The 25,355-nt window shown below is 72.0% G+C and carries 27 protein-coding genes and 1 rRNA gene; 9 read left to right on the top strand and 19 right to left on the bottom strand.

Features of this window, described 5'->3' with window-relative positions; translation table 11 throughout:
* The first annotated feature begins 138 nt into the window (after window positions 1–138).
* Window positions 139–1,395: a choice-of-anchor A family protein gene (locus tag ACFUJY_RS24495; RefSeq protein WP_383303288.1), complete on the top strand. Its 1,257-nt coding sequence runs from the start codon at window positions 139–141 to the stop codon at window positions 1,393–1,395.
* Between the two features lie 42 nt (window positions 1,396–1,437).
* On the opposite strand, the gene ACFUJY_RS24490 is transcribed toward ACFUJY_RS24495, so the two are convergent.
* On the bottom strand, window positions 1,438–2,805 hold the full coding sequence (locus ACFUJY_RS24490; RefSeq protein ID WP_383303286.1) for a helix-turn-helix domain-containing protein: 1,368 nt from the start codon (window positions 2,803–2,805) through the stop codon (window positions 1,438–1,440).
* 331 nt (window positions 2,806–3,136) lie between these two features.
* On the opposite strand from ACFUJY_RS24490, the gene ACFUJY_RS24485 reads away from it, so the two are divergent.
* Window positions 3,137–3,850: a DUF4232 domain-containing protein gene (locus tag ACFUJY_RS24485; protein ID WP_383303283.1), complete on the top strand. Its 714-nt coding sequence runs from the start codon at window positions 3,137–3,139 to the stop codon at window positions 3,848–3,850.
* Here ACFUJY_RS24485 and ACFUJY_RS24480 read toward each other — a convergent pair.
* On the bottom strand, window positions 3,844–4,257 hold the full coding sequence (locus tag ACFUJY_RS24480) for a DUF3224 domain-containing protein (RefSeq protein WP_383303280.1): 414 nt from the start codon (window positions 4,255–4,257) through the stop codon (window positions 3,844–3,846). The two genes, ACFUJY_RS24485 and ACFUJY_RS24480, sit on opposite strands and share 7 nt — an antisense overlap.
* A gap of 68 nt (window positions 4,258–4,325) precedes the next feature.
* Here ACFUJY_RS24480 and ACFUJY_RS24475 point away from each other — a divergent pair, with 68 nt between their 5' ends.
* Window positions 4,326–5,135, top strand: coding sequence for a HEAT repeat domain-containing protein (locus ACFUJY_RS24475; RefSeq protein WP_383303277.1), 810 nt, complete (start codon window positions 4,326–4,328; stop codon window positions 5,133–5,135).
* 48 nt (window positions 5,136–5,183) lie between these two features.
* Entirely contained in the window at window positions 5,184–5,531 is a 348-nt protein-coding gene (locus ACFUJY_RS24470) for a hypothetical protein (RefSeq protein ID WP_383303275.1), read from the top strand.
* On the opposite strand, the gene ACFUJY_RS24465 is transcribed toward ACFUJY_RS24470, so the two are convergent.
* Window positions 5,506–5,934, bottom strand: coding sequence for an ATP-binding protein (locus ACFUJY_RS24465; RefSeq protein ID WP_383303273.1), 429 nt, complete (start codon window positions 5,932–5,934; stop codon window positions 5,506–5,508). The genes ACFUJY_RS24470 and ACFUJY_RS24465 overlap by 26 nt on opposite strands.
* A 152-nt stretch (window positions 5,935–6,086) precedes the next feature.
* On the opposite strand from ACFUJY_RS24465, the gene ACFUJY_RS24460 reads away from it, so the two are divergent.
* Window positions 6,087–6,872, top strand: a complete 786-nt coding sequence (locus ACFUJY_RS24460) for a Scr1 family TA system antitoxin-like transcriptional regulator (protein WP_383303697.1) — start codon at window positions 6,087–6,089, stop codon at window positions 6,870–6,872.
* Window positions 6,869–7,108, top strand: a complete 240-nt coding sequence (locus ACFUJY_RS24455; RefSeq protein ID WP_383303270.1) for a DUF397 domain-containing protein — start codon at window positions 6,869–6,871, stop codon at window positions 7,106–7,108. Before ACFUJY_RS24460 ends, ACFUJY_RS24455 begins: the two co-directional genes overlap by 4 nt.
* A 19-nt stretch (window positions 7,109–7,127) precedes the next feature.
* Here the strand turns inward: ACFUJY_RS24455 and ACFUJY_RS24450 are convergent, their stop codons facing one another.
* The 7 genes from ACFUJY_RS24450 to ACFUJY_RS24420 all read right to left on the bottom strand — a co-directional run bounded on the left by ACFUJY_RS24450 (window position 7,128) and on the right by ACFUJY_RS24420 (window position 14,887).
* Window positions 7,128–8,069, bottom strand: a complete 942-nt coding sequence (locus tag ACFUJY_RS24450; protein ID WP_383303267.1) for a MarR family transcriptional regulator — start codon at window positions 8,067–8,069, stop codon at window positions 7,128–7,130.
* 363 nt (window positions 8,070–8,432) lie between these two features.
* Complete coding sequence (hemB, locus tag ACFUJY_RS24445; protein ID WP_383303264.1) at window positions 8,433–9,428, bottom strand: porphobilinogen synthase; 996 nt, start codon at window positions 9,426–9,428, stop codon at window positions 8,433–8,435.
* Window positions 9,429–9,557: 129 nt separating this feature from the next.
* Window positions 9,558–11,225, bottom strand: coding sequence for a uroporphyrinogen-III synthase (locus ACFUJY_RS24440; RefSeq protein WP_383303261.1), 1,668 nt, complete (start codon window positions 11,223–11,225; stop codon window positions 9,558–9,560).
* The gene (gene hemC, locus ACFUJY_RS24435) at window positions 11,222–12,184 is read right to left on the bottom strand and encodes a hydroxymethylbilane synthase (RefSeq protein ID WP_383303259.1); all 963 of its coding nucleotides are present in this window, start codon (window positions 12,182–12,184) and stop codon (window positions 11,222–11,224) included. The genes ACFUJY_RS24440 and hemC overlap by 4 nt, the downstream gene beginning before the upstream one ends.
* Entirely contained in the window at window positions 12,181–13,575 is a 1,395-nt protein-coding gene (locus tag ACFUJY_RS24430; RefSeq protein WP_383303256.1) for a glutamyl-tRNA reductase, read from the bottom strand. Before ACFUJY_RS24430 ends, hemC begins: the two co-directional genes overlap by 4 nt.
* The gene (locus tag ACFUJY_RS24425) at window positions 13,572–14,339 is read right to left on the bottom strand and encodes a redox-sensing transcriptional repressor Rex (protein ID WP_383303253.1); all 768 of its coding nucleotides are present in this window, start codon (window positions 14,337–14,339) and stop codon (window positions 13,572–13,574) included. Before ACFUJY_RS24425 ends, ACFUJY_RS24430 begins: the two co-directional genes overlap by 4 nt.
* Window positions 14,340–14,611: 272 nt before the next feature.
* Window positions 14,612–14,887, bottom strand: a complete 276-nt coding sequence (locus ACFUJY_RS24420) for a glutaredoxin family protein (RefSeq protein ID WP_136203094.1) — start codon at window positions 14,885–14,887, stop codon at window positions 14,612–14,614.
* Window positions 14,888–14,993: 106 nt separating this feature from the next.
* Between ACFUJY_RS24420 and ACFUJY_RS24415 the strand changes: the two genes are divergently transcribed.
* From ACFUJY_RS24415 to ACFUJY_RS24405, 3 genes are all read left to right on the top strand, one after another.
* Window positions 14,994–15,926, top strand: coding sequence for an HAD family hydrolase (locus ACFUJY_RS24415; protein WP_383303250.1), 933 nt, complete (start codon window positions 14,994–14,996; stop codon window positions 15,924–15,926).
* Window positions 15,927–16,213: 287 nt separating this feature from the next.
* Window positions 16,214–16,990 carry an ECF subfamily RNA polymerase sigma factor, BldN family gene (locus tag ACFUJY_RS24410; protein ID WP_383303249.1) on the top strand — a complete coding sequence of 259 codons (777 nt, stop codon included), beginning with the start codon at window positions 16,214–16,216 and terminating at the stop codon, window positions 16,988–16,990.
* A gap of 225 nt (window positions 16,991–17,215) precedes the next feature.
* Window positions 17,216–18,412 (top strand): DUF5667 domain-containing protein, encoded by a 1,197-nt coding sequence (locus tag ACFUJY_RS24405; protein WP_383303247.1) that lies wholly within the window; start codon window positions 17,216–17,218, stop codon window positions 18,410–18,412.
* Between the two features lie 27 nt (window positions 18,413–18,439).
* On the opposite strand, the gene ACFUJY_RS24400 is transcribed toward ACFUJY_RS24405, so the two are convergent.
* The 9 genes from ACFUJY_RS24400 to rrf all read right to left on the bottom strand — a co-directional run.
* Window positions 18,440–19,465, bottom strand: coding sequence for a lysophospholipid acyltransferase family protein (locus ACFUJY_RS24400; protein WP_383303245.1), 1,026 nt, complete (start codon window positions 19,463–19,465; stop codon window positions 18,440–18,442).
* A 15-nt stretch (window positions 19,466–19,480) separates the two neighbouring features.
* Complete coding sequence (locus ACFUJY_RS24395) at window positions 19,481–20,560, bottom strand: NAD-dependent epimerase/dehydratase family protein (protein WP_383303243.1); 1,080 nt, start codon at window positions 20,558–20,560, stop codon at window positions 19,481–19,483.
* 137 nt (window positions 20,561–20,697) lie between these two features.
* Complete coding sequence (locus ACFUJY_RS24390) at window positions 20,698–20,796, bottom strand: 30S ribosomal protein bS22 (protein WP_003948845.1); 99 nt, start codon at window positions 20,794–20,796, stop codon at window positions 20,698–20,700.
* A 110-nt stretch (window positions 20,797–20,906) separates the two neighbouring features.
* Complete coding sequence (locus ACFUJY_RS24385) at window positions 20,907–21,119, bottom strand: helix-turn-helix domain-containing protein (protein ID WP_018104376.1); 213 nt, start codon at window positions 21,117–21,119, stop codon at window positions 20,907–20,909.
* 127 nt (window positions 21,120–21,246) lie between these two features.
* Entirely contained in the window at window positions 21,247–22,062 is an 816-nt protein-coding gene (locus tag ACFUJY_RS24380; RefSeq protein ID WP_383303240.1) for a phosphatase, read from the bottom strand.
* Window positions 22,063–22,159: 97 nt separating this feature from the next.
* Window positions 22,160–23,332, bottom strand: coding sequence for an acetoin utilization protein AcuC (locus tag ACFUJY_RS24375; RefSeq protein WP_383303238.1), 1,173 nt, complete (start codon window positions 23,330–23,332; stop codon window positions 22,160–22,162).
* A complete protein-coding gene (locus ACFUJY_RS24370) occupies window positions 23,301–24,503 on the bottom strand; it encodes an MFS transporter (protein ID WP_383303236.1) in 1,203 nt (400 codons plus the stop codon). The genes ACFUJY_RS24375 and ACFUJY_RS24370 overlap by 32 nt, the downstream gene beginning before the upstream one ends.
* A 42-nt stretch (window positions 24,504–24,545) precedes the next feature.
* On the bottom strand, window positions 24,546–25,190 hold the full coding sequence (locus tag ACFUJY_RS24365) for an HAD family hydrolase (RefSeq protein WP_383303235.1): 645 nt from the start codon (window positions 25,188–25,190) through the stop codon (window positions 24,546–24,548).
* 70 nt (window positions 25,191–25,260) lie between these two features.
* Window positions 25,261–25,355, bottom strand: a 5S ribosomal RNA gene (rrf, locus tag ACFUJY_RS24360); the annotation flags it as partial.

Below are 25,355 nucleotides of genomic sequence, written 5' to 3'. Positions count from 1 at the left end.
ACCGTCTTCCCCGGCGTCCCCGGGCCAACGCCGCGCACAAATACCCTCATTGGTCTTGACCAATTCCGGTACATGTGAGAATCATGACCCAAGTCGCCACAGATCCTTCATAACTGCTCCGCAGGAGACCCACGCACCATGCGCATACCGACCTCCGCCGCCCTCGCGGCGCTCGGCGGTGCCCTCGTTCTCGGGCTCACCGTCGCTCCGGCCGCCCAGGCCGCCCCCGCCTCGGCGGACTGCACCACCGACGCCTTCGGAGTCGCCGGGAAGTACGGCGAGTTCGTCCTCGGGGACGACGTCCACTCCCCCGACGCGGAAGGCGCCGTCGCGGTCGGCGGGAACGCCGACTTCAAGGGCGGGTTCAGCGTCGGCAACGAGCTGACGGCCGCCCAGGTGGACGCGCTGCCGGGCCGCGCGTCGCTCGTCGTCCGGGGGGACCTGGACAACGGCGGTTCGGCCACCGTCGTGATGAAGGGCAACGCCGTCGTCGGCGGCACGGTCAAGGACCGCCCCGTCGATCTGCACAACGGCACCTTCAGCAAGAAGGCCGATCTGATCGACTTCGACGGCGAGTTCGCGAAGCTCCGGTCGTACGCGGACGCGCTGGCGAAGGAGTCGGCGACCCCCGGCGCCACGGTGAGCCTCGACGGCAACCGGCTGACGCTGACCGGCACGGACACCGGCCGGAACGTGTTCTCGGTCGAGGCGTCGCAGCTGGAGAAGGCGAAGGAGGTCTTCGTCAAGGTCCCGGCCGGCGCGACGACGATCGTCAACGTCACCGGCCAAACCTACGACATGGCGACCGCCGGTACGACGGGCTTCTTCCTGTCGGGCGGTCAGGACTTCGTCCTGGACGACAAGACGCAGAGCGCGCAGGACGGCGCGATCCGCGCCAAGCTGCTGTGGAACTTCCCGAACGCCACGAAGATCGTCAAGAACAGCCAGGCGGCCTGGCCGGGCAGCGTGCTCGCCCCCTACGCGCACCTGGAGCTGGGCAACGCCGCCCCGGTCAACGGCTCGGTGTGGGTGGCCTCGCTGCACGGCTCGGGCGGCGCGGAGACGCACCACTTCCCGTTCACCGGCTGCCTGCCCGAGGTGCCCGGCACCCCGAAGCCCGGCACGACGCCGAGCGGCACGCCCTCCACGACGCCCCCGGCGACCACCACCCCGTCGCCGTCGGCCACCCCGTCCGGCACCGCGACGCCCTCCGGCACCCCGTCGGGCACGACGACCCCGGGCGCCCCGGCCCCGTCCGCCAGCCCCTCGCAGCCCGAGGGCGACCTGGCGACGACCGGTAGCGGCAACATGGTCCCGATCACCGTCGGAGGCGCCGTGGTCGTCGCCGCCGGTGCGGGCCTCGTGGTCATGGCCCGCCGCCGCAAGCGCGCCTGATCCGTCCGAGCGGCACGCGGCCCGGGCAGGGCCGCGTGCCGCTCAGCGCTTTTCCCAGACCGAGGTGTCGTGCCGGTAGTAGTACTCCGGGCGCCCGGCGATGCTGCTCGTACGGAACGGCCGGCCGCCGTCGTCCACGCGCAGGGTGCCCGTCCGGCCGCCGCTGGACCAGTCCAGCTCCAGGTACCAGCTGACGTCGTGCCCTTCCACGTGCGCGTCGAGGTCGAAGACCTCCACATCGCTGGACGACACCCGGAACGGGAAGTCCTTGGCGGGCACGGTCTCGTCGCCCTGCTTCCCGGCGACCGGCTTGAGCGCCGGGCGGCTGTCGTCCAGGTCGACGTCGAAGGACTGCGGCTCGATGCCGCTGCCGCAGCCGTCGCCCATCGAGAACGCCGGCTGCCGCACGGGCGCCCGCCGGCTGAGCACCTGCACCCGGAGCCCGGTCAGGACGACGGCCTGCGCGGAGGTGCCCTGCACGGTCAGCTCCAGCTTCATGGAGCCGCCGTCCACCCCGCCGAGCGCCCGCGCCCAGCCCCGGGTGCTGTCGGGCGACGGCGGGGGCGGCACGGTCGCCGGGTCCTGGCCCAGCAGGTAGAACTGCCCGCAGGGCTCCTCCCAGTTGTACGAGCTGATGGTCACCGTGGGCGGTCGCCCGGTCCCCCTTTCCGGCGCACCGGTGGTGCGGGAGGCGGACGGTGACGTGCGTACGGAAGGGCCGGCCGAGCCCGTGGTCGCGGAGGCGCTGGGCCGCTTCGACGCGCTGACCGAGGGCGAGGGGCTGTACGGGGACGGGGAGACGGCAGCGGCGTCCTTCCCCGCCGTCGTGCCGCTCACGCCCGGGGCGCCCGCGGCCGCGTCGGAACCGGTCTGCTTGAGCTGGCCGACGACGACGGCGGTGGGCACGGTGAGCGCGACGACGGCCGCGGCGGCGAGGAGCACCCGCGTACGGGCGGAGGCCCGGCGCCAACGGGACGGGGCGGGGCGCTCTTCACGTACGGGCTCGGGGGCCCCGGGCTCAGGCACCGCCGCGGGCACGGACGCCGACGCGGGCTCGGGCTCGGGCTCCACCGATGCGGCCTCCGGCTCCACGGGCGCGGGGTCAACGGTCTCTTCGGGGACCGGCACCTTGGCCGGAACCGGCGCTTCCGCCTTCCCCCGTCCGCGCGCCGCGTCCGCCAGAATCCACCGGCGGTGGATCTCCACCAGTTCGTCGGCGGTCGCCCCGCAGAGCCGCGCGAACCGCTCCACGGGTGCGAACTCACCCGGGACCGCGTCCCCGTTGCAGTACCGGTGGAGCGTCGACGTACTGACGTGCAGCCGGCCCGCCAGGACCCCGTAGCTGCGCCCCGAACGGTCCTTCAGTTTCTTCAGCAGGCCCGCTAGTTCCTCGGCCTCCGGCGTCGCCACTGCGGCGTTCCCCCTCCTGGTCCGTCCCGGATCACCGTTCCAGGGACGTGGAATCTGCCCAGGTCACAGTACGCGCAGGCATTCCAGCATCCCCAATGGTGTGTCGGGCGTTGCGGCCGGAATCCGACGTGCCACAAGCTCGGACCACACCGGAACGACCACGGGGGCCGAGCAGTGCGAACCCTCTTCCGCATCGAGCTGGCCGATGCGCTGGCGATCGGGGTGGTGATCGTGACGACCGCGATCGTCCTGCTCCTGATCTGCCGGAACTGACCTCGCCGGCACGACCGCACACATGCCACGACCGAACACATATACGGGGAGTACCACCATGCGCAGCAACCGCATCCGCACCACCGTCCTCGCGGCGACCGCCGCTCTCGCCGCCCTCTCGCTCACGGCGTGCGGCGGGGACGACGGGACCGACGCGAAGAAGCCGGCGGCGTCCGTCCAGGCCACGGGCGACACGGCGTCGGCCACGCCGGAGAAGGACTCGACGACCGCCACGGACACCGAACCGGCCGCCGACACCGCCGAGAAGCCCGCCGACAAGCCCGCCGACAAGCCCGCGGACTCCGCCGCGAAGCCCGCGTCCAAGCCGCAGCCCGAGCCGAAGCCCAAGTCCCCGGTCACCTGCACCGGCGCGAACACGAAGGTCACCGTCACGAAGGTGAGCCGCCCGATCAACCACCTGCTGCTCACGGCGACCAACACGGGCGACCGCCCCTGCTACGCGTACCACGCGCCGATGCTCCGCTTCGACGGCGCGCAGGCGGTCTTCCAGGTGCTCCGGACGAGCAAGCCGCAGGCCGTGGTGACGCTCGCACCGGGCCAGGCGGCCTACGCGTCCATCGGCCTGACGGGCGAGCCGAACGGCCGGAAGCCGTACCCGAGCAAGCACCTCGGCGTCACCTTCGCCGACCGCGCCGACGCGCCGCTCAACGGCTCCGCGACCGAACTGACGCTGCCCGCCGGCACCTACTGGGACGACAACGGCTTCGTCACGTACTGGCAGAGCGAGATGGACCAGGCGCTCGTCTACTGACCGCCCAGCTCGACGTCGAACCAGATCCGATGCGTGCCGTCCTCGTCGACGGCGAGCCCGCCGCCCCCGCTGATCCCGGCGAGGGCGGCGGTCCCGCTCCCCGGCACGACCGAGAAGAACTCGTTCGCCCGGTCACTTCCGCTGGTGGCGGCCGAGTGCACGAAGTTGAACGTGCCCTCGTGCCCGGCGAGCGCCCCCTCGAAGGACTCCATGGCGACGTACGTACCGACGCCCGACTCCTGGTCGAAGGCCGCGGTGAACAGCGTCGTGGACCGCCCCGCGACCTCCCCCTCGAAGGTCTTCACGATGGTCGCCACCCCGACCGGCAGCGCGGTGACGACCTCGGGCTCGGGCTTCAGCTCGGACGGCACGAAGGAGTTGACGGTGAAGGTTCCGGAAGCTCTCATGCGCCCGATCGTAGGGGCGGGGTACGACAGCCGAGCGGCGGCATCGTACGGACCCTACGATCGGCGCCATGGCCATGTTCGTCCACCTGACGCCCGCCGCGAACGCGGCCCGCATCCGCCGGTCCGGCATACGCGCCCTCAGCCGGGGCCCCGACGGCGCCAAGGGCGTCTTCTGCTTCCCGGTCCTGCCCTCGTACACCCTGACCCACCAGTGGCTGCGCGAACTCGCCCGGCACGGCGGGCCGCGCGGACTCGTCGCCGTCCACATCCGGCTGCCGGACCCCGCATCCGTCACGGTCGGCCACTACGGCAACCGGCCGGGCCGGGCCCACACCGAGGTGTCCGCGAGCGAGGCGGTGCGCAGGACGGCCGCGCTGGAGGACCCGCGCGGCTGGGAGGTGTTCGTGCCGAGGCCCGTCTCCCGGGCCGAGATCCACCGCGTACGAGCGGTCCGCCAGGTGACCGGCTGGCGCTACTTCCCGGACTCCAACGGCAGGGAGCCCTGCACCTGTCACGGCTGCCGGGTGCGCGGCGAGTACGGCTCGCGACGGCTGCGCCGCAGGCGCCCGCACCCGATCGACGGCCCCGCGCCCGCGACCCCCGTCCTGCTCCGGCGGATCGAGGAGGCGGGCGACCCGGGCGACCCCGCCGAGCTGCGCGCCGCCCTGCACTGGCTCGGCATGCGCCGGCGCGGCCCGCTGGAGCAGGTCGCCCGCCTCGCGGACCACCCGGACCCCACGGTCAGGGCGGCCCTGGCCGAGGCGGTGGGCCCCTGGCGGACCCCCGGCACCGAGTCACTGCTGCGGCGCCTGGCGGAGGACCCGGACGAGGACGTGCGCGAGGCCGTCGACTTCACGGAGCGACTGAGCGGGGACTAGGTACGCGCACTCATGCGCGGGGGCGCCGTGCCTGGTGGAATCGCACGCATGTCGCATCCCGTCGTCACGGACGACCGCCCCCGGCACGCCTGGATCGCCTCGCTGATCTCGACGGTGGTCACCCTCCCGCTCGCGTTCCTCGCGCTCGCCTACAGCATGATGGCGCCGATGGCCTGCGACTCGTGCTCGGACGAGGACTCCGACCGCTTCGACGCGAGCTTCGGCACCGCCTGGACGGTCTCCTGCTGCGGCCTGGTCCTGAGCCTGGCCGTGCTGCTCGCGAGCTGGGTGTGCACGCGCACCAGGCCGGCGGCCGCGATCCTTCTCGCCGTGGTCGCCCCAGTCACCGTGTTCCTGGCCTGGGCGTTCTTCATGGGCCTGGTGGACTGGCCGTAGGCGCCCGGACGTCGAACTCGCACCACACGACCTTCCCCGGCACCCGCTCCCCCACGCCCCACCGGTCCGCCAGCGCGTCGACGATCACCAGCCCCCGCCCCGACTCCCCGTCGGGCACCCGCACCCCGGGCTCGCCGTCCCCGCTGTCGTGCATCTCGACCCGGACCCGGCCCTCGTCCCGCAGCCACAGCATCAGGCGGTACCCGCGCCCCGGCGGCACCCCGTGCACCAACGCGTTGGTCGCCAGCTCGCTCACGCACACCACCACGTCGTCCGCCCGCGCCCCTCCGAACCCCCAGTCGGCCAGCGCGCTCCGTACGTACTCCCTGGCCTCCCGGACCGACCGGCGCTCCCGCCGGAAGAACCGCTCGCGCAGCTCTGGGAGTTGCATCGTCTCGTTCATGAGACGAGCGTCACACTCGGTGACTAGGCTGTCGCAGTGCGCAGACCCGTACACCTTTCTTGTACGGGTCGGGCGCGCGTGAAGTACGGACGCGGGTGGGAAGTGGGGACCGTATGCAACCCAGGAAGCGGCAGCGCAAGAACGCGTCCGCAATGAAACTCGTGGGCGCGCTGGTCGCCCGTTTCCGCATCGCGGCCGAACTGACCCAGCGCCAACTGGCGGAGCAGACGTGCACCCAGCCGGAGACCATCGCCTCCGTCGAGCAGGGCCGACGCGCCCTGCAACTGCCCTTGGCCCGCCGCATGGACGACCTGCTGGACACGAAGGGGGCTCTCGCGACGGCGGTGGAGAACCTGCCGGAGGTGGACCTGATCCCGGCTTGGGCGGAGGAGTACATGGACCTGGAGCGGGAGGCACTCGCCCTGTCCTGGTACGACAACCAGGTCGTTCCCGGGCTCCTCCAGACGGAGGCGTACGCGCGTGCGGTGTTCCGCAACAGGGTCCCGGTCTTCAGCGAGGAGAAGATCAGGGACCAGACCGCAGGGCGCTTAGAGCGGCAGGAGATCCTGCGGCGGGAGCAGCCCCCCACCATCAGCTTCGTGGTCTGGGAGCCGGTCGTGAGACTTCAGCTCGTCGACGACGGGGAGTACACGGAACAACTGCGGCACCTGCGCAGGTGCGCCGCACTCCCAGGCATCTGCCTCCAGGTGCTCCCCCTGAATCGCCGCACACATGCTGGACTCGACGGCCCCTTCACGCTGCTCGAAACACCCGACTACCAGCACATCGCCTACTCGGAGACACAGCGCGGGAGCCTGCTCGTCTCCGACCCCGACGAGGTCAGCATCCTGTCCCAGAAATATGCGATGCTGCGAGCTCAGGCCCTCAACCCCGAAGACACCGTGGGCCTGTTGGACAGCCTGCTGGGAGAGCAATGAGCACCGCACGCGCCTGGTTCAAGTCCAGCTATAGCGGCAGCGAGGGCGGACAGTGCCTCGAAGTCGCCTACGACTGGAAGAAGTCGAGCTACAGCGGCAGCGAAGGCGGCGCCTGCGTAGAGGTCGCCGCCCACCCCTCCGCCGTCCACGTCCGCGACTCCAAGAACCCCGAGGGCCCCACGCTCACCCTCGCCCCCAGCACCTGGACGGCCTTCGCCGCGCACCTCGGTTCCTGAACGACCGGCAGGCAGGGGTTCAGTGGGCCCTCAGCTGCTCGCGGAGCCGTCGCACGTGGTCCTGGACGTCGCACCCGGCGCCGGAGTCCTCCTCGGTGGCGAGGCCCTGGGCGCTGCGGAGGCAGGGGCCGCACAGTCCGTCGCGGAACACCTCGGCCTTCCCGTACGCACCGCAGTCCGCGCACTCGACCATCAAGCGGCGGGCCGGAGGGGCCTGCGCGGCCGGGAGGAACGGCGGGAGCTTGTCGAGCAGGCGGCGCCGGACGAAGCCCACGGGTGAGTCGACGGCTTCGGGAAGCCCGGCGATGAGGGCGCGGGTGAGGTAGTCCGCGTCCACGCCGCGTGCGAACCACCGGGCGGCCAGCTGCTCCAGCGCCGCGCAGTCGGCGGCGGAGAGCGCGAGGCGCGCATCGGTACGGCCCAGCCGTGCCAGGGCGAGGTACGCGGGTGACGGGCCCTGCGACTCCCCGGCGCGCTGCTTCGGCAGGGCCGGGGCGGATGGCGGGGCCTCCACCGCGTCCGTGGCAACGGGTTCGGCCGGCTGCGGCGCGCAGCGGCCCTCCTCGGCGGCGAGGAAGGCGGTCCACCACTCGTTGTCGCGGGCCGTACGCGACCAGAACGTGCGGGTCACCCAGCGGATGCCCTCGCCGCCATCGACCGCGCACCGGACCTGGCGCAGATGACCGGCCACGGCCAGAGCCCGCAGCGCGCTGCCGACGGCCATCTGCCCGTACAGGGGCTGGCACTTGGCCAGGGACTTGATGCTCATCGCCGCACCGTCGGGAAGGCGGTCGACGTAACCCGCGATGTACCGCTCCCGCTCAGGCAGGAACGCGAAGTCATCGGCGGTGGGCGGGCACTGGTCCGGGACGGCTCGCTTGCCGTAGCCGGGACTGGCCTTCGGATACGGAGCGGAACGCGCGGACGTCGGCCGGGCGGGGCTAAAGTTTTGGGTAGCCACGAGATCGGATCTTTCTAGGTGGTCGATCTTGAGGTGAGACCCCGGTCGGTGTGGTCCACCGCGCCGGGGTCGCTTGCGTCTGGCGGCACCGTAAGCAGCCGCGACGCCGCGTCGCAACTCAGTCACGAATAGTCACACTTGCTCGTCGCGACGGGGTAGGGAGGGCGGAAAGGTTTCCCCAACCCTTCTTTTACCTACCGGTTGTACGACAGCGCTCGACCCTCGAAGCCCGGACCCCGACTCCCGGCCCCCGAGTCCCGAGACTCGGGCGGAACCCCCTCCCCGTACACACGAAAGAGGGAACAGAGCCGTCCCGAAGCTCGCACCCCGAGACCCGAGACCCGAGACCCGAGCCCCCGGCCGTCAGCCCCGCAGCCGCCGCGCGACCTCCGTCGCCCAGTACGTCAGGATCAGCTGCGCGCCCGCGCGGCGGATGCCCGTCAGGCTCTCCATGATCGCCGCGTCGCGGTCGATCCAGCCCTTCTCGGCGGCGGCCTCGATCATCGCGTACTCGCCGCTGATCTGGTACGCCGCCACCGGCACGTCCGACGCCTCCGCGACCTTCGCCAGGATGTCCAGGTAGGGGCCCGCCGGCTTGACCATGACCATGTCGGCGCCCTCTTCGAGGTCGAGCGCCAGCTCGCGCAGGGACTCGCGGATGTTGGCCGGGTCCTGCTGGTACGTCTTGCGGTCGCCCTTGAGCGAGGAGCCGACGGCCTCGCGGAACGGGCCGTAGAACGCCGAGGAGTACTTCGCGGTGTACGCGAGGATCGAGACGTCCTCGTGGCCCGTCTGGTCGAGCGCGTCGCGGATGACGCCGACCTGGCCGTCCATCATGCCGCTGGGGCCGACCACATGGGCGCCCGCGTCGGCCTGGACCTGGGCCATCTCCGCGTACCGCTCCAGGGTCGCGTCGTTGTCGACGCGGCCGTCCTCGGTCAGCACGCCGCAGTGGCCGTGGTCGGTGAACTCGTCCAGGCACAGGTCCGACATGACGATGAGGTCGTCGCCCACCTCCTCGCGCACCGCGCGCAGGGCGACCTGGAGGATGCCGTCCGGGTCGGTGCCCGCCGTGCCCCGGCCGTCCTTCTTCTCGTCCAGCGGGACGCCGAACAGCATGATCCCCGAGACGCCGGCCGACACCGCGTCCACGGCCGCCTTCCGCAGGGTGTCCAGGGTGTGCTGCTGCACCCCGGGCATGGCCGAGATCGCGACCGGGGCGTCGATGCCCTCGCGGACGAACGCGGGCAGGATCAGGTTGGCCGGATCGAGCCGTGTCTCGGCGACCATCCGCCGCATCGCGGGGGTCGTCCGCAGCCGACGGGGCCGCGAGCCGGGGAAGTTTCCGTACACAGTCATCCTTCGAGCGTAGACCCGCGCGCACCGGGCTCTTACCGACACCGGTGCCGGGAAAGAGCCGGGAATCCCGGAAACACGGCGGGCCCGGCCCCCTCCGAAGAGGTGGCCGGGCCCCTGTCCACGGACCGGTCAGGTCGTCGTACGCCGCCTGCGCGCACCCGGACGCCGCTCGCTGGGCCGGGTCACCGGGTCACCGGCCTCCCGCGCCGCGTCCCGGCGCCGCGCGCCGAACTCGGCCAGCGCCTCGGCCAGCTTGTGCACCGAGGGCTCCGGCGACAGGACGTCCACGCGCAGCCCGTGCTCCTCGGCGGTCTTCGCCGTGGCGGGGCCGATGCACGCGATGACCGTCACGTTGTGCGGCTTGCCCGCGATGCCGACCAGGTTGCGCACGGTCGAGGACGAGGTGAAGAGCACCGCGTCGAAGCCGCCGCCCTTGATCGCCTCGCGGGTCTCGGCCGGCGGCGGCGAGGCGCGGACCGTGCGGTACGCGGTGACGTCGTCGACCTCCCAGCCCAGCTCGATCAGCCCAGCCACCAGGGTCTCCGTGGCGATGTCGGCGCGCGGCAGGAAGACGCGGTCGATCGGGTCGAAGACCGGGTCGTACGGCGGCCAGTCCTCGAGCAGCCCGGCGGCGGACTGCTCGCCCGACGGCACCAGGTCCGGCTTCACGCCGAAGTCGATCAGCGCGGCAGCCGTCTGCTCGCCGACCGCGGCGACCTTGATCCCCGCGAACGCCCGCGCGTCGAGCCCGTACTCCTCGAACTTCTCGCGGACGGCCTTCACGGCGTTGACGCTGGTGAAGGCGATCCACTCGTACCGGCCGGTGACCAGGCCCTTGACCGCCCGCTCCATCTGCTGGGGCGTACGCGGCGGCTCGACGGCGATCGTCGGCACCTCGTGCGGCACGGCGCCGTAGGACCGCAGCTGGTCGGAGAGCGAGGCCGCCTGCTCCTTCGTACGCGGCACGAGGACCTTCCAGCCGAACATCGGCTTGGACTCGAACCACGCGAGCTGGTCGCGCTGGGCGGCGGAGCTGCGCTCCCCGACCACGGCTATGACCGGCTGGTGCCCCTCCGGCGACGGGAGCACCTTGCCCTGCTTGAAGACCTGGGCGATGGTTCCGAGGGTCGCCGTCCAGGTGCGCTGGCGCGTGGTCGTGCCGCCGGCCGTGACGGTCAGCGGGGTGTCGGGCTTGCGGCCCGCCGCGACCAGCTCGCCGGCGGCGGCGGCCACCGCGTCGAGCGACGTCGAGATGACGCACGTGGCGTCGCTCGCGCCGACCTCGCTCCAGCAGCGGTCGGTGGCCGTACGGGCGTCGACGAACCGCACGTCCGCGCCCTGCGCGTCCCGCAGCGGCACCCCGGCGTACGCGGGCACCCCGACGGCGTTCGCGACGCCCGGGACGACCTCGAAGGGAATGCCGGCGGAGGCGCAGGCCAGCATCTCGGCGGCGGCGTTCCCGTCCAGGCCGGGGTCTCCGGCCACGGCACGGACGACCCGCCTGCCGCCCTTCGCGGCCTCCATGACAAGATTGGCGGCATCCCTGAGAACGGGCACCCCGGCGGGTGTTGACTGCACGTCAACAACCGCCAGCTCAGGGGTGCTTACCCCTGCCCGCGCATGGCAGCGGACGACGCCGAGAACATCCGGTTCGGCGACAAGGACGTCCGCGCTCGCAAGCGCCTCGACGGCGCGCAGGGTCAGCAGTCCCGGGTCGCCGGGACCGGCGCCGAGGAAGGTGACGTGCCCTGCGGAGTGGACCGGGAAATCGGATGCGGCGGGGCCGGTGGGGCTCAAAGTGCTCGCTCCCCCATAAGACCGGCCGCACCCTTGGCAAGCATCTCGGCCGCGAGTTCGCGACCGATCGCCGCCGCGTCGTCGTGCGACGTGGGAACGGGACCGGTGGTGGACATCTGCACCAGCGAGGCACCGTCGGTGGAACCGACGACACCGCGCAGGCGCAGTTCGTTGACAGCCTGACCGTCGGCGAGGAGGTCGGCCAGCGCACCCACGGGTGCGGAGCAGCCGGCCTCCAGGGCGGCGAGCAGGGCACGCTCGGCGGTCACGGCGGCCCGGGTGTACGGGTCGTCGAGCTCGGCGAGCGCGGCGGCGAGGTCGGCGCTGCTCGCAGCGCACTCGATCGCCAGTGCTCCCTGGCCGGGAGCGGGCAGCACGGTGTCGGCCGACAGGAAGTCGGTCACCTCACCGCTGCGGCCCAGACGGCTGAGCCCGGCCGCGGCGAGAACCACCGCGTCCAGCTCTCCGTCGCGTACGAACCCGATCCGGGTGTCGACGTTGCCGCGGATCGGAACGGTCTCGATGTCGAGGCCGTGGCTTCGGGCGTACGCGTTGAGCTGGGCCATGCGCCGCGGCGAGCCGGTGCCGACGCGGGCGCCGGACGGCAGCTCCGCGAGGGTCAGCCCGTCCCGGGCGATCAGCACGTCGCGGGAGTCCTCGCGCACCGGCACGGCGGCCAGCACCAGGCCCTCGGGCTGCGCGGTCGGCAGGTCCTTGAGCGAGTGGACGGCGAAGTCCACCTCGCCGCGCAGCAGCGCGTCGCGCAGCGCGGCGACGAACACGCCGGTCCCGCCGATCTGCGCCAGGTGCTCCCGGGAGGTGTCCCCGTACGTGGTGATCTCCACGAGTTCGACGGCGCGCCCGGTCACCTCGCTGACCGCATCGGCGACGTGGCCGGACTGGGCCATGGCGAGCTTGCTGCGCCTGGTCCCCAGTCGCAGGGGTGAGTTGTCGGTCATGACCGCCCTCGATTCGGGTCGTTCAGGTCTGCCCGGGAGACGGCGGCGACCGTCTGCGGGTCGAGGTCGAAGAGTTCACGCAGCGCGTCCGCGTACCCGGCGCCGCCGGGCTCGCTGGCGAGCTGCTTGACCCGCACGGTGGGCGCGTGCAGGAGCTTGTCGACCACGCGGCGCACCGTCTGCGTGATCTCGGCGCGCTGCTTCTCGTCCAGGTCGGGGAGGCGCCCGTCCAGCCGGGCGATCTCGTCCGCCACCACACCGGCGGCCATCGTGCGCAGGGCGACGACGGTCGGGGTGATGTGGGCGGCGCGCTGCGCGGCCCCGAAGGCTGCGACCTCGTCGGCGACGATGGTGCGCACCTGGTCCACATCGGCGGCCATCGGGGCGTCGGCCGACGCCTCCGCGAGCGACTCGATGTCGACGAGGCGCACACCGTCGAGGCGGCCGGCCGCCACGTCGATGTCGCGCGGCATGGCGAGGTCCAGCAATGCCAGGCGCTCGGGCCCGGTGGACTGGGCCGGGATCAGGCCGCTCGCCGGATCGGGCACGTGGTCGAGGCCGAGCGCGCCGGCGACGGCCTGTGCGGTGAGCACGAGTCCGGTGGCGCCGGTGCAGGAGACGGCGATGTCGGCACGTGTCAGTTCGCCGGGGACCTCGGCCATCTCCACGGCCCGGGCGCGCACCCCCGTGCCGCCGGGCTGGTTCAGGATCTCGACCAGGCGGTCGGCGCGGGCCCGGGTGCGGTTGGCGACGGCGATCTCGGCGACGCCGGAGCGGGCCAGCGTGGCGGCGGCCAGCGAGGACATGGAGCCGGCGCCGATGACCAGGGCGCGCTTGCCCTTGGCCCAGGCGGCGGTGTCGGGGCCGTCGGCGAGCTGTTCCAGGCCGAAGGTGACGAGCGACTGCCCGGCCCGGTCGATCCCGGTCTCGCTGTGGGCGCGCTTGCCGACGCGCAGGGCCTGCTGGAAGAGGTCGTTGAGCAGCCGCCCGGCGGTGTGCAGCTCCTGGCCGAGGGCGAGCGCGTCCTTGATCTGGCCGAGGATCTGGCCCTCGCCGACGACCATCGAGTCGAGCCCGCAGGCCACCGAGAACAGGTGGTGGACGGCCCGGTCCTCGTAGTGCACGTAGAGATACGGAGTCAGCTCGTCAAGACCGACGCCGCTGTGCTGGGCGAGGAGCGTGGACAGCTCGGCGACGCCCGCGTGGAACTTGTCCACGTCGGCGTACAGCTCGATGCGGTTGCAGGTGGCGAGGACGGCGGCCTCGGCCGCGGGCTCGGCGGCCAGGACGTCCTGCAGCAGCTTGGCCTGGGTGTCGGCGGCCAGCGAGGCGCGTTCCAGTACGGAGACGGGGGCGCTGCGGTGGCTCAGACCCACGAGGAGCAGGCTCATGCCGGCATCACGGCGGGCATGTCCCCGTCGGGTCCCTTCCGGCCGGTGGGGGTGGAGCGCACGGGCGGCGCGGCGGGGTCGGGCGCGGTGTCGACGCCCTCCTCACCGGCCTTGCGCTGCTCGTGGAAGGCGAGGATCTGGAGCTCGATGGAGAGGTCCACCTTGCGCACGTCGACGCCGTCGGGCACGGAGAGGACGGTGGGCGCGAAGTTCAGGATCGAGGTGACCCCGGCGGCGACGAGCCGGTCGCACACCTGCTGGGCGGCGCCGGGCGGCGTGGTGATCACGCCGATGGAGACGCCGTTCTCGCTGATGATGCGGTCGAGGTCGTCGGCGTGCTGGACGGGGATGCCCGCGACGGGCGTACCGGCCATCGCCGGGTCGGCGTCGATGAGCGCGGCGACGCGGAAGCCGCGGGAGGCGAAGCCGCCGTAGTTGGCGAGGGCCGCGCCGAGGTTGCCGATGCCGACGATGGCGACCGGCCAGTCCTGGGTGAGGCCGAGCTCGCGCGAGATCTGGTAGACGAGATATTCGACGTCGTAGCCGACGCCGCGCGTCCCGTACGAGCCGAGATAGCTGAAGTCCTTGCGCAGCTTCGCGGAGTTGACCCCCGCCGCCGCGGCGAGCTCCTCGGAGGAGACCGTGGGGACCGAGCGCTCGGAGAGCGCGGTCAGCGCGCGGAGATACAGCGGAAGTCGGGCGACGGTGGCCTCGGGAATTCCTCGGCTACGGGTCGCCGGTCGGTGATTTCGGCCAGTTGCCACGGTGCTCCTGCGGGATGAGCGGGGCTTTAGGCGGCCGTGTGTCCCTAGACCGCCCCGTCGAATGCAGGCTATGTCTTTGTGAACGCGTGCACAAAGATTGTGTCCGGTTTGTCCGGTCAAAGTGACCGGGGTCACGCACATCCGTCGCGCGATCCAGGAACCATGGATCGCATCAGCCCGTTGCAGGCCCGAAGGGGGCAAAGCGGCACACACTCCTCACGACTACGCCCCCGAGACCACTCAAAACGCCCACGATGGTAACCGGGTTTCCCTCAGGAAAGCAGCGCGCTGCGCAGTCTCGCCGGGTCGACCCGCCAGAACGTGTGCTGTTCGTTATCCACGAGGACCACCGGGATCTGCTCCCAGTACTCCCGGTACAGCTCCTCGTCCCGGGTGATGTCCTTCTCCTCCCAGGAGGCGCCGGTCTCCTCGCAGACCGCCCGGACCACCGCGCGGGCGTCGTCGCAGAGGTGGCAGCCGGGCTTCCCCACCAGGGTCACCACGCGCTCGGCGGGGTTCTTCTTCCTACGTCGCAGCAAGGCACTCATACCTCTCATTCTCGGCCCCCTCCCGGAGCCCGCGGACACCAGGAGTTCACACCACGGGACCACGGTGGAAGCGGAACGACCGGGCCGACTGGCTATGCTCGACCGCATGGCCGCTCTTGGATGGCTCACCCCCCGCAGGCGTTCCGCCACGGCCCGCAGCGTGCTGGCGGGCGAGGCGGCGGCGGAGGCCGCGCGGAAGACCTCGCTGGAAGCCGAATCCGCGGCCGAGGAGACCGAACCGGAGGAGCCCGAGTTCCCCGTCGTCGGTGACGACCGGGCCGCCGCCTTCTTCGACCTCGACAACACCGTGATGCAGGGCGCCGCGCTCTTCCACTTCGGCCGCGGCCTGTACAAGCGGAAGTTCTTCGAGCGCCGCGAGCTCACCCGGTTCGCCTGGCAGCAGGCGTGGTTCCGGCTGGCCGGCGTCGAGGACCCGGAGCACATGCAGGACGCCCGCGACAGCGCGCTGTCCATCGTCAAGGGCCACCGCGTCTCCGAGCTGATGTCGATCGGCGAGGAGATCTACGACGAGTACATGGCCGACCGCATCTGGCCCGGCACCCGCGCCCTGGCCCAGGCCCACCTGGACGCCGGCCAGCGGGTCTGGCTGGTCACCGCGGCCCCGGTGGAGACCGCCACGATCATCGCCCGCCGGCTCGGCCTGACCGGGGCGCTCGGCACGGTCGCCGAATCGGTCGACGGGGTGTACACCGGACGCCTGGTCGGCGAACCCCTGCACGGGCCCGCGAAGGCCGAGGCGGTCCGCGCCCTGGCGGCGGCGGAGGGCCTGGACCTGGCACGCTGCGCCGCGTACAGCGACTCGCACAACGACATCCCGATGCTGTCCCTGGTGGGCCACCCGTACGCGATCAACCCGGACACCAAGCTCCGCAAGCACGCCCGCGCCCGCGACTGGCGGCTGCGCGACTACCGGACCGGCCGCAAGGCGGCCAAGGTCGGCATCCCGGCCGCCGCCGGCGTCGGCGCCCTCGCGGGCGGCACGGCCGCGGCCGTCGCCCTGCACCGCCGCCGCCGCTGACTCTCCGCGCCCGCGCGCGTCAACACCGCACACCCTTTTCACCGGCCACAACCCGTCGCCCCCGCAGACAGATTCCGAAGCAATTCGATCAACAAGCGGTCACGACGTGCGACTTGTTGTGCCGGAAAGTTGGCACAGAAGCGACGCAATCGATGATTTGTGCAACTGGGCGTAGCGCGGCCTGTACGAAGCGTTATTCTCCTCAGACGCATTCCGGACCCGCCACTCACTACGACGAGTGATGGTTTCGCACTGCTCGTGATGGAAGCTCTGCCTCTGGGAGTCCCGTGTACCCACACGTCGGGGTTGACGCCTCGGGCCTGGCTACGCTGCGCGCATCCGTAGCCGAACGCATGCGCGGCTTCGTCCCCACCGCGTACGCCGTACCCGCATTCGCCGCCCCTGCACCTGCCGGCCCCTGCTATGCCCTGGCCGAACGCGCCGCGGCGGTCGGAAGACGCGGCAACCGCGGGGCGGCGACCGCCGCCCCGGTCCGGCGGCCCGCCGCCGACAGCGACAGCGCGCGCATGATGGAGCTCGTCGAGCGCGCCCAGGCCGGCGAGGCCGATGCCTTCGGACGCCTCTACGACCAGTACAGCGACACGGTCTACCGCTACATCTACTACCGCGTGGGCAGCAAGGCGACGGCGGAGGACCTCACCAGCGAGACCTTCCTGCGCGCCCTGCGCCGCATCTCCACGTTCACCTGGCAGGGCCGCGACTTCGGCGCCTGGCTGGTCACGATCGCGCGCAACCTGGTCGCCGACCACTTCAAATCCAGTCGATTCCGGCTGGAAGTGACCACCGGCGAAATGCTCGACGCCAACGAGGTCGCCCGCAGCCCCGAGGACTCCGTCCTGGAATCCCTCTCCAACGCCGCGCTCCTCCAGGCCGTGCGCCGCCTCAACCCCCAGCAGCAGGAGTGCGTGACCCTGCGCTTCCTGCAAGGGCTCTCCGTCGCCGAGACCGCCCGCGTCATGGGCAAGAACGAGGGCGCGATCAAGACCCTCCAGTACCGCGCCGTCCGCACCCTCGCCCGGCTCCTCCCGGACGATGCCCGCTGACGGCTCCCCCCGCCGGACCGGCCCCGGCGTCGCATGCGTCACGCACTGGTCCGATCATCTTTCGTGCGTAACCCAAGTGCCGCGCCACTCGTTGTGCCGGTTGCAGGCCCCCTGTCGTCACACCATGTCCGCAGACGCTCACTCGATCGTGTGGAAGCGCTCAAGGTGTGCAACCTTCCGGATTCCCAGGGGAGTCGACCGTCATGACGAGAGGAGGTGCCGCCAGTGATCGCAAACGTCTCGGCACACCGGCGGGCGAACGCCTTCGCCCAGGCCCTGGAGGAGCAGTCGCTCCGCGGTGCGGCGGCCGTACAGCCCGAGGACCCGGCCGGACAGGCCGACCAAGGACCGCTGTTGGCCCTGGCGAACGGCCTCGGTGAACTGCCGAAGCCGGAGTTGGACCCCGAGGTCAAAGTGGTGCAGCGAGCCCAGCTCGTCGCCGCCATGGAAGCCATGTTCGCCGAGGGGGGCGCGTCCGCGGACCCTACGGTGCCCGAGCAGCGGAGCAGGGGCAGCCACCGCGCCTCCCCGCTCCGCAAACTGCGCCCCAGATCCCGCTGGTCCAAGGGCCTTGCCGCGGGCGGGCTCACCGTCGGGGTGGCCGCCGGCGCCTTCGGCGGAGTGGCCGCCGCCAGCTCCGACGCCCTCCCCGGTGACTCGCTCTACGGCCTGAAGCGCGGCATGGAGGACCTCCACCTCGGCCTCACCCGCGACGACACCGACCGCGGCGAGATCTACCTCGACCAGGCGTCCACCCGCCTCGGCGAAGCCCGCCGCCTCATGGAGCGCGCCCGCTCGGGCCACCTCGACCACGAACAGCTCGGCGAGATCAGGCGCACGCTCAACGGCATGACGCACGACGCCACCGAGGGCCACCGCCTCCTCCACGCCGCGTACGAACGGGACGGCGCCCTCGGCCCGATCCAGACCCTGGACTCCTTCTCCCGCTCCCACCGCGACACCTGGGCCGGCCTCCGGGACCGCCTCCCCGTCCAGCTGACCGACGTGGGCAACCAGGTCAGCTCGGTGTTCGACGCCATAGACGAAGAGGTCGCACCGCTCCAGTCGCTGTTCCCGCGCGCGCCGGAGAAGGGCCCCGAGTCCCGCCGCTCCGACTCCACCGGCACCGGCGCGGGCCCCTCCACCGACACGCGCACCCCGGCGCCCTCGTCCTCCGCCCGCCACGAGGACGGCGGTACGGGCTCCAGCTCCTCGCCGCGCCCCTCGGACGCCGGCTCCAGCCCGGCCGGCGGCCTGATCGGCGGCGGCGCGGACGGCCTCTTCGACCCGCCGTCCCCGGACGCGACCGGCCCCTCCGACGCGGCCCCCAGCTCGACGCCGTCGCCGGACATCACCATCCCGCCGCTGCTCCCGGGCCTCATCGGCGGCCTCGGCATCGACGCCGAGGACGAACGGGGCTGACCCGGCCCCACGGTGCGGCGGCGGCCGTCAGAAGAAGACCGACCGCCGCTGCACCAGCAGCTTGTACAGCGTGTGCTGGATCTGCTCCCGCACCTGGTCCGTCAGGTTGAACATCAGCATCGGGTCCTCCGCCGCCTCCAGCGGATAGCCGTCCGTCGGGATCGGCTCACCGAACTGGATCGTCCACTTCGTCGGCAGCGGCACCGCCCCCAGCGGCCCCAGCCACGGGAACGTCGGCGTGATCGGGAAGTACGGGAAACCCAGCAGCCGCGCCAGCGTCTTCGCGTTCCCGATCATCGGGTAGATCTCCTCCGCGCCCACGATCGAGCACGGCACGATCGGCACCCCGGCCCGCAGCGCCGTCGACACGAAGCCGCCCCGCCCGAAGCGCTGGAGCTTGTACCGCTCGCCGAACGGCTTGCCGATCCCCTTGAAGCCCTCCGGCATCACCCCGACGACCTCGCCCTTGCGCAGCAGCCGCTCGGCGTCCTCCGCACACGCCAGCGTGTGCCCCGCCTTCCGGGCCAGCTCGTTGACCACGGGCAGCATGAACACCAGGTCCGCCGCGAGCAGCCGCAGATGCCGGTCCGCCGGATGGTGGTCGTGCACCGCGACCTGGAGCATCAGCCCGTCCAGCGGCAGCGTCCCGGAGTGGTTGGACACGATGAGCGCCCCGCCCTCGGACGGGATGTTCTCGATGCCCTTCACCTCGACCCGGAAGTACTTCTCGTACACCGGCCGCAGCAGCGACATCAGGACCTGGTCGGTCAGCTCCTCGTCGTAGCCGAACTCGTCCACGTCGTACTCGCCGGTGACCCGCCGCCGCAGGAAGGCGAGCCCGCCCGCGATCCGCCGGTCCCAGGCGCCCCGCCCGGACGCGCCGCCCCCGCCCGGGTCCTCGGACTCCGGCGCGGCGTCCTGGGCGGCCGAGGGCCCCGGCAGGGCGCTCACCGACCCCGTGCCGCGCACCGGAGGCCGCCGGCGCGCGGCGCGCGGCACGCCCCCCGACCGCGAACGGTCGTCGTCGAACGGAATGACCTTGGCATCCGCCATCGTCGCTGCGCTCCTCTACCTGGCGCTTGGGGTCGGGTGGGTGTCACCGGAGCCGCCGGGCCCGGCGATCCGGGGCACGCTCGCGGCCACGCGGTCCACGGCCCGGCCCACCGCCCGGGGCGGCAGCAGCCCCGGCGCCCGGCTGCGCGCGAAGTCCGCGAACGTCTCCCCCGTCGTGTACCTGGGCGCGAAACCCAGCGTCTCGCGCATCTGGACCGTGGAGACCACCCTGCCATGGGTGAGCAGCCGGATCTGCTCCGGCGAGAAGTCCGTCATGCCGACCGCCCGCAGCGCCTGCCCGACCCAGGTGACGGCGGGCAGCAGCATCGGCACCGTCGGCCGTCCCAGCCGCCGCGCGCACTGGGAGAGCAGCAGCACCCCGTCCCCCGCGATGTTGAACGTGCCGCTGTTCAGCGTGCCGCGCCTCGGCTCGCTCGCCGCGATCGACAGGACGTCCATCACGTCGTCCTCGTGGACGAACTGGAGCCGGGGGTCGTACCCGAAGACGGTCGGCAGCACCGGCAACGACAGGTAGTCGGCGAGCGGCGAGTCCGCGTCGGGCCCGAGGATGTTCGCGAACCGCAGCACGCACACGGCCACGTCCGGCCGGCGGCGGGCGAAGCCCCGGACATACCCCTCGACCTCGGCCGCGTCCTTCGCGAAGCCGCCGCCGGGCAGCGACTTGGGCGGAGTGGTCTCGTGGAAGACCGCCGGGTCGCGGGGCGCCGAGCCGTACACACCAGTGCTGGACTTCACCACGAGCCGCTGCACGGCAGGCGCCTTCTGGCAGGCGCCGAGCAGCTGCATGGTGCCGATGACGTTGGTCTCCTTGACCGCCGCACGCCCCTGGGCCCCGAGCGCGAAACCGCTCACGTCCAGGTGGACGACGGTGTCCACGTCGTGCTCGGCGAGCACTCTGGCGACGGCGGGCCCGCGGATGTCCGCCCGTACGAAGACGGCATCGCCCAGTTCGTGCTCCGGCTCGGCCGCGTCGAGGGCGATCACCCGCTCCACGTCCGGATCACGCTGGACGCGCCGGACGAAACGGCCGCCCAGCTGCCGGGCCGCTCCCGTGACGAGCACGACCTTCCCCAAGATCAGCGCCTTCCGTCGGTCTCCCGTATTCGGTCGGTCAGGACGTCACCGTAACCGGTGGACACCCCCCGCACACAGCACCGCAGCCCTCCCGCCGGGAACGGCGGAAGGGCTGCGGATTCTCGAACTGCGTTCGCTTACTTCTTGTTGCGACGCTGAACGCGCGTGCGCTTGAGCAGCTTGCGGTGCTTCTTCTTGGCCATCCGCTTGCGCCGCTTCTTGATAACAGAGCCCACGACTACCCTCGCTCACTTCTTCTTCACTGGTGCGGGGCGTCTGGGCCCACACGACCTACGTCGGCCTAGCCTACCCGCCACCGCGTGAGGGACGTAATCCGAGGGGAATGTCAGGCCGATGCCACCCCCACGAAGGACTCGCGCAGATACTCGTGAACCGCTTGCTCCGGCACCCGGAAGGACCTGCCCACCCGGATCGCCGGCAGATGACCGCTGTGCACCAGGCGGTACACGGTCATCTTCGACACCCTCATGACCGAGGCGACTTCCGCCACGGTCAGAAACTTGACCTCGCTCAGAGGACTCTCGCTGTCAGCAGCCATGACTCACCTGTACCTTCCGCACGAGACGCGCACCGGCTTCCCCTCCGGTGACTCTTCGTCGTTGTGCGCTCACTCCCCAGGTTAGGGGCGGGTGATGCGAGTGGGGAAGAGGAGAGACGATCGGCCGCTACTGTGACAGACACGCCCGATTGAGTACATAGCGCGTGAGCGGCAGGTAATACGCGGACCGCACCGCGTCGTCCAGCGGAACGGTCACCGCCACCCGCCCCTCGGCCTCCCCGACGAACAGCGCGGGATCGTCCGTATCGGCCAGCCCGATCGCCTCGATGCCCAGCTGACCTGCCCCGCAGACCCATCCGTGGTCCCCGACGACCAACTCCGGAACGGGCCCGCGTCCGGCTGCGGCGGCCTCCAGGGCCACCCGCACGGGCAGCGGCGAATGGGAGTGTGCGCCGGTGCCACCACCGGCCGCCCCCGCGCCGGGTTCACGCACCAGCGCGACACCCCGTACGTAGTCGAGGCTGTACGTACGTACGCCAAACCGAGTCGTTATGTCGATACATCGCCCCTGCGCCGGGGTGAGGACAGGGCAGCCGGCCGACGACAAAGCGTCTGCCAGCGCCGCGTAGAAACCGATCAGCCGATGCGGATGCCCCGTCCCGAACAGCACCGGCACCCGCCGGGCCGCCGCATCCGCCAGCCTTACGGCGAACGCGTCGAGCCCCGCCACCGTCCGCTCCGGATCGATGACATCGGGCCCGGACACATGCGCGGGATCGTCCGAGACCCCGCACCTGTCCGCCATCAACGACAGCAACGCGCGCTCGTCCCAGCCCCGTTCCGGGTCGAGGCCGAGCGTCACCCGGGGGTCCCTGGCCGCGAACAGCCGATAACTCCGCAGGCTCACCTCACGCGAGGTGGCCACGGGCCCGGCCAGCCGGGCCGCCAGCAGATGCGCACGCAGCGCTCCGGTGCTCAACACCCCACCGATGCTGCCCCACCCGGCCCGCCCAGGGGCCAAAAGCCCGATTACGCCCCACAGTCGGCGTAAACCGTGCTCGCCCCCGTAACCGAACCCGTCAGGTGAGCAGCCCCCGCAGCGGGAACGCCGCCCGCCGCGTCGCGAGCACCGCCTGGTCCAACCGGTCCGCCGGGTCGTACCCGTCCTCCCACGCCGACCACGACGGCGTCCGCCCGTCCGTCATCCGCGCGGGACCCGGCTGCCGGGTCCGCGCGTACACCTCGTCCCGCCACGACGACGGGATCACCGACTCCGGGTCCACCGGGGCGTGCGCCGCGATGCCCACCAGATGCGTCCAGGACCTGGGCACCACGTCCACCACCGCGTAACCGCCGCCGCCGAGCGCCACCCAGCGCCCGTCGTCCGCGTACGTGTGCGCCAGGTCGTGGCACGCGGCCATCACCGAGCGCTGCGCGTCCAGCGACACCGCCAGGTGCGCCAAGGGGTCCTCGAAGTGCGTGTCCGCCCCGTGCTGCGTCACCAGCACCTGCGGCCGGAAGTCCGCCAGCAGCTCGGGCACCACCGCGTGGAACGCCCGCAGCCACCCCGCGTCCCCGGTCCCGGCCGGCAGCGCCACGTTCACCGCCCCGCCCTCGCCGCTCCCCGCCCCGGTCTCCTCCGGCCAGCCGGTCTGCGGGAACAGGGTGCGCGGGTGCTCGTGCAGGGAGACCGTCAGGACGCGGGGGTCCTCCCAGAAGGCGGCCTGCACACCGTCGCCGTGGTGGACGTCGACGTCGACGTACGCGACGCGCTCGGCGCCCAGCTCCAGGAGCCGGGCGATGGCGAGCGCCGGGTCGTTGTAGACGCAGAAGCCGGCCGCGCCGCCGGGCATCGCGTGGTGCAGCCCGCCGGTGAAGTTCACCGCGTGCCGGGTCTCGCCGCGCCAGACCGCCTCGGCGGCGGCCACGGACTGCCCGGCGATCAGCGCGGACACCTCGTGCATCCCGGCGAACGCGGGGTCGTCCACGGTCCCGATGCCGTACTTCTGGTCGGCCGAGCGGGGGTCGGCGGACGCGGCCTTCACCGCCGCCACGTAGTCCGGCCGGTGCACGAGCCGCAGCGTGGAGTCCCCGGCCGGCTTGGCCGCCACCACGTCGACCGCCCGGTCGAGGCCGAACGCCCGCACCAGGCCCATCGTCAGGGCGAGCCTGACCGGGTCCATCGGGTGGCTCTCCCCGAAGTCGTAACCCGTTACTGCGTCATCCCACATCAGCTGTGCGCGGCCGCTCATGCCCGCCACCGTATCGGGCGGGTTCCGCGCCGAACGACTTGGCGTACAGGAGCGTCGCGAGGACCAGCACCATCGGGACGAGCATCGCGCCCCGGTAGCTCCAGGCGTCCCCGAGCGCCCCGACGAGCGGGGAGCCGACGAGGAACCCCACGTAGTTGAAGATGTTCAGCCGGGCGATCGCGGTGTCGCTCGCCCCGGGGAACATCCGCCCGGCCGCGGCGAAGGTCTGCGGCACGATCACGCACAGCCCGAGCCCCAGCAGGGTGAACCCGAGCATCCCGGTCCACGCACCGCCGGCCGCGGCCACCACGGCGAACCCGCCCGCCGCCAGCACGCTCCCGCTCCGCACCACGGCCACCGCCCCGAACCGCCGCACCCCGAGGTCCCCGACGGCCCGCCCCAGCAGCGTCGTCACCATGTAGACGTTGTACGGGACGGTGGACAGCTGCTCCGAACTGCCCAGCACGTCCTGGAGGTACTTCGCGCTCCAGTTGGAGACCGTCGAGTCCCCGATGTACGCGAACGCCATGACCAGGCACAGCGGCAGCAGCAGCCGGAAGGACACCGCCCGGGCCGCCCCCTTCTCCGGGTCGGCGCCCGGTGTCCCGTCAGCGCCCTCGACGTACCACCGGCTCCCGGCGAACGCCGCGGGCAGCATCACCACGACCGCCGGAAGGTACGAGACCAGCAACGACAGGTCCCAATGCGCCCCGGCCCAGGCCATCGAGGCCCCCGCGATCCCGCCCAGGCTGTACGCGGCGTGGAACCCGAGCATGATGGAGCGCCCGTACGCCCGCTGGAGGCTGACGCCCATCATGTTCATGGACGCGTCCAGCGCGCCGACGGCCAGCCCGAACACGCCGAGCGCGAGGGCGGCCTGCCAGAGCTCGCTGCCGGCGCCGACGCCGAGGAGCGCGAGGAGGACGACGGGCTGCGTCCACCGCAGGACCACCCGCGGCCGTACCCGGGCGACCACCTTCTCGGTGAGCACACTGCCCACCCCGGCCAGGATCGGGACGGCGGCGAGGAACACGGGCAGCAGGCCGTCGGATATCCCGTACCGGTCCTGGATCGCGGGAATCCGCGTCACCAGAAGGGCGAAGGTGGCCCCCTGCACGAAGAAGCTCAACGCGAGGGACGCCCTGCCGTGCCGCAACCGTGCATCTGTCATGGCGGCGAGCGTAGGGCCAGTTTCTACCCGTGGGTAGACGCGTCAGGCAAGCAATTCCGGCAGCTGGCTCATGTCGGAGAAGTACCCGGTCACACCGGTCAGCCGGTCCGCGGGCATCATCGAGGTGAACCCGTAGACGTCCATGCCGGCGGCCCGGGCCGCCTCGACCCCGAGCGGGCTGTCCTCGATGACGACGCACCGCTCGGGCGCGACGCCCATGCGCTCGGCGGCGTGCAGGAAGAGGTCGGGGGCCGGCTTGCCCACCCGGACGTCCTCGGCGCTGAAGATCCACTCCTCCTCGAACCACTGGTCGAGCCCGGTCTTCCGGTGGCTGACCCGGATGCGCTGGTGGCTGCTGGAGGAGGCGACGCAGTACGGGACGCCGTCGGCGACCAGCTTGCCCAGCAGGTCGTCGACGCCGGGGACGGGCTCCAACTCCTCCTCGAACGCGGCGAACACCCGCGAGTGGAGGGTGACGTCGAAGTCCTCGGGCAGCTTGCTCCCGGTCCGCTCCTGGACGAGGTCGTGGACGCGGTGCACGGCGGACCCCATGTAGTCCCGCAGGGATTCCTCGTACGAGGTGGGGTGGCCCAGCTCCGTGAGGTAGCCGGCCAGGATGGTGTTGGAGATCGGCTCGCTGTCCACGAGCACACCGTCGTTGTCGAAGATGACAAGTTCGTAGCGCATGGCACGACTTTAGAGGGTCGGAACGCGAAAAAGCCCCGTGCCACAAGGGCACGGGGCTCTTCCAAAAGGAGTTCGGCGGCGTCCTACTCTCCCACAGGGTCCCCCCTGCAGTACCATCGGCGCTGAAAGGCTTAGCTTCCGGGTTCGGAATGTAACCGGGCGTTT

Source organism: Streptomyces sp. NPDC057249 (assembly GCF_042669245.1).
GTDB lineage: Bacteria > Actinomycetota > Actinomycetes > Streptomycetales > Streptomycetaceae > Streptomyces.
This window is presented reverse-complemented; position numbering and strand designations above follow the sequence as displayed.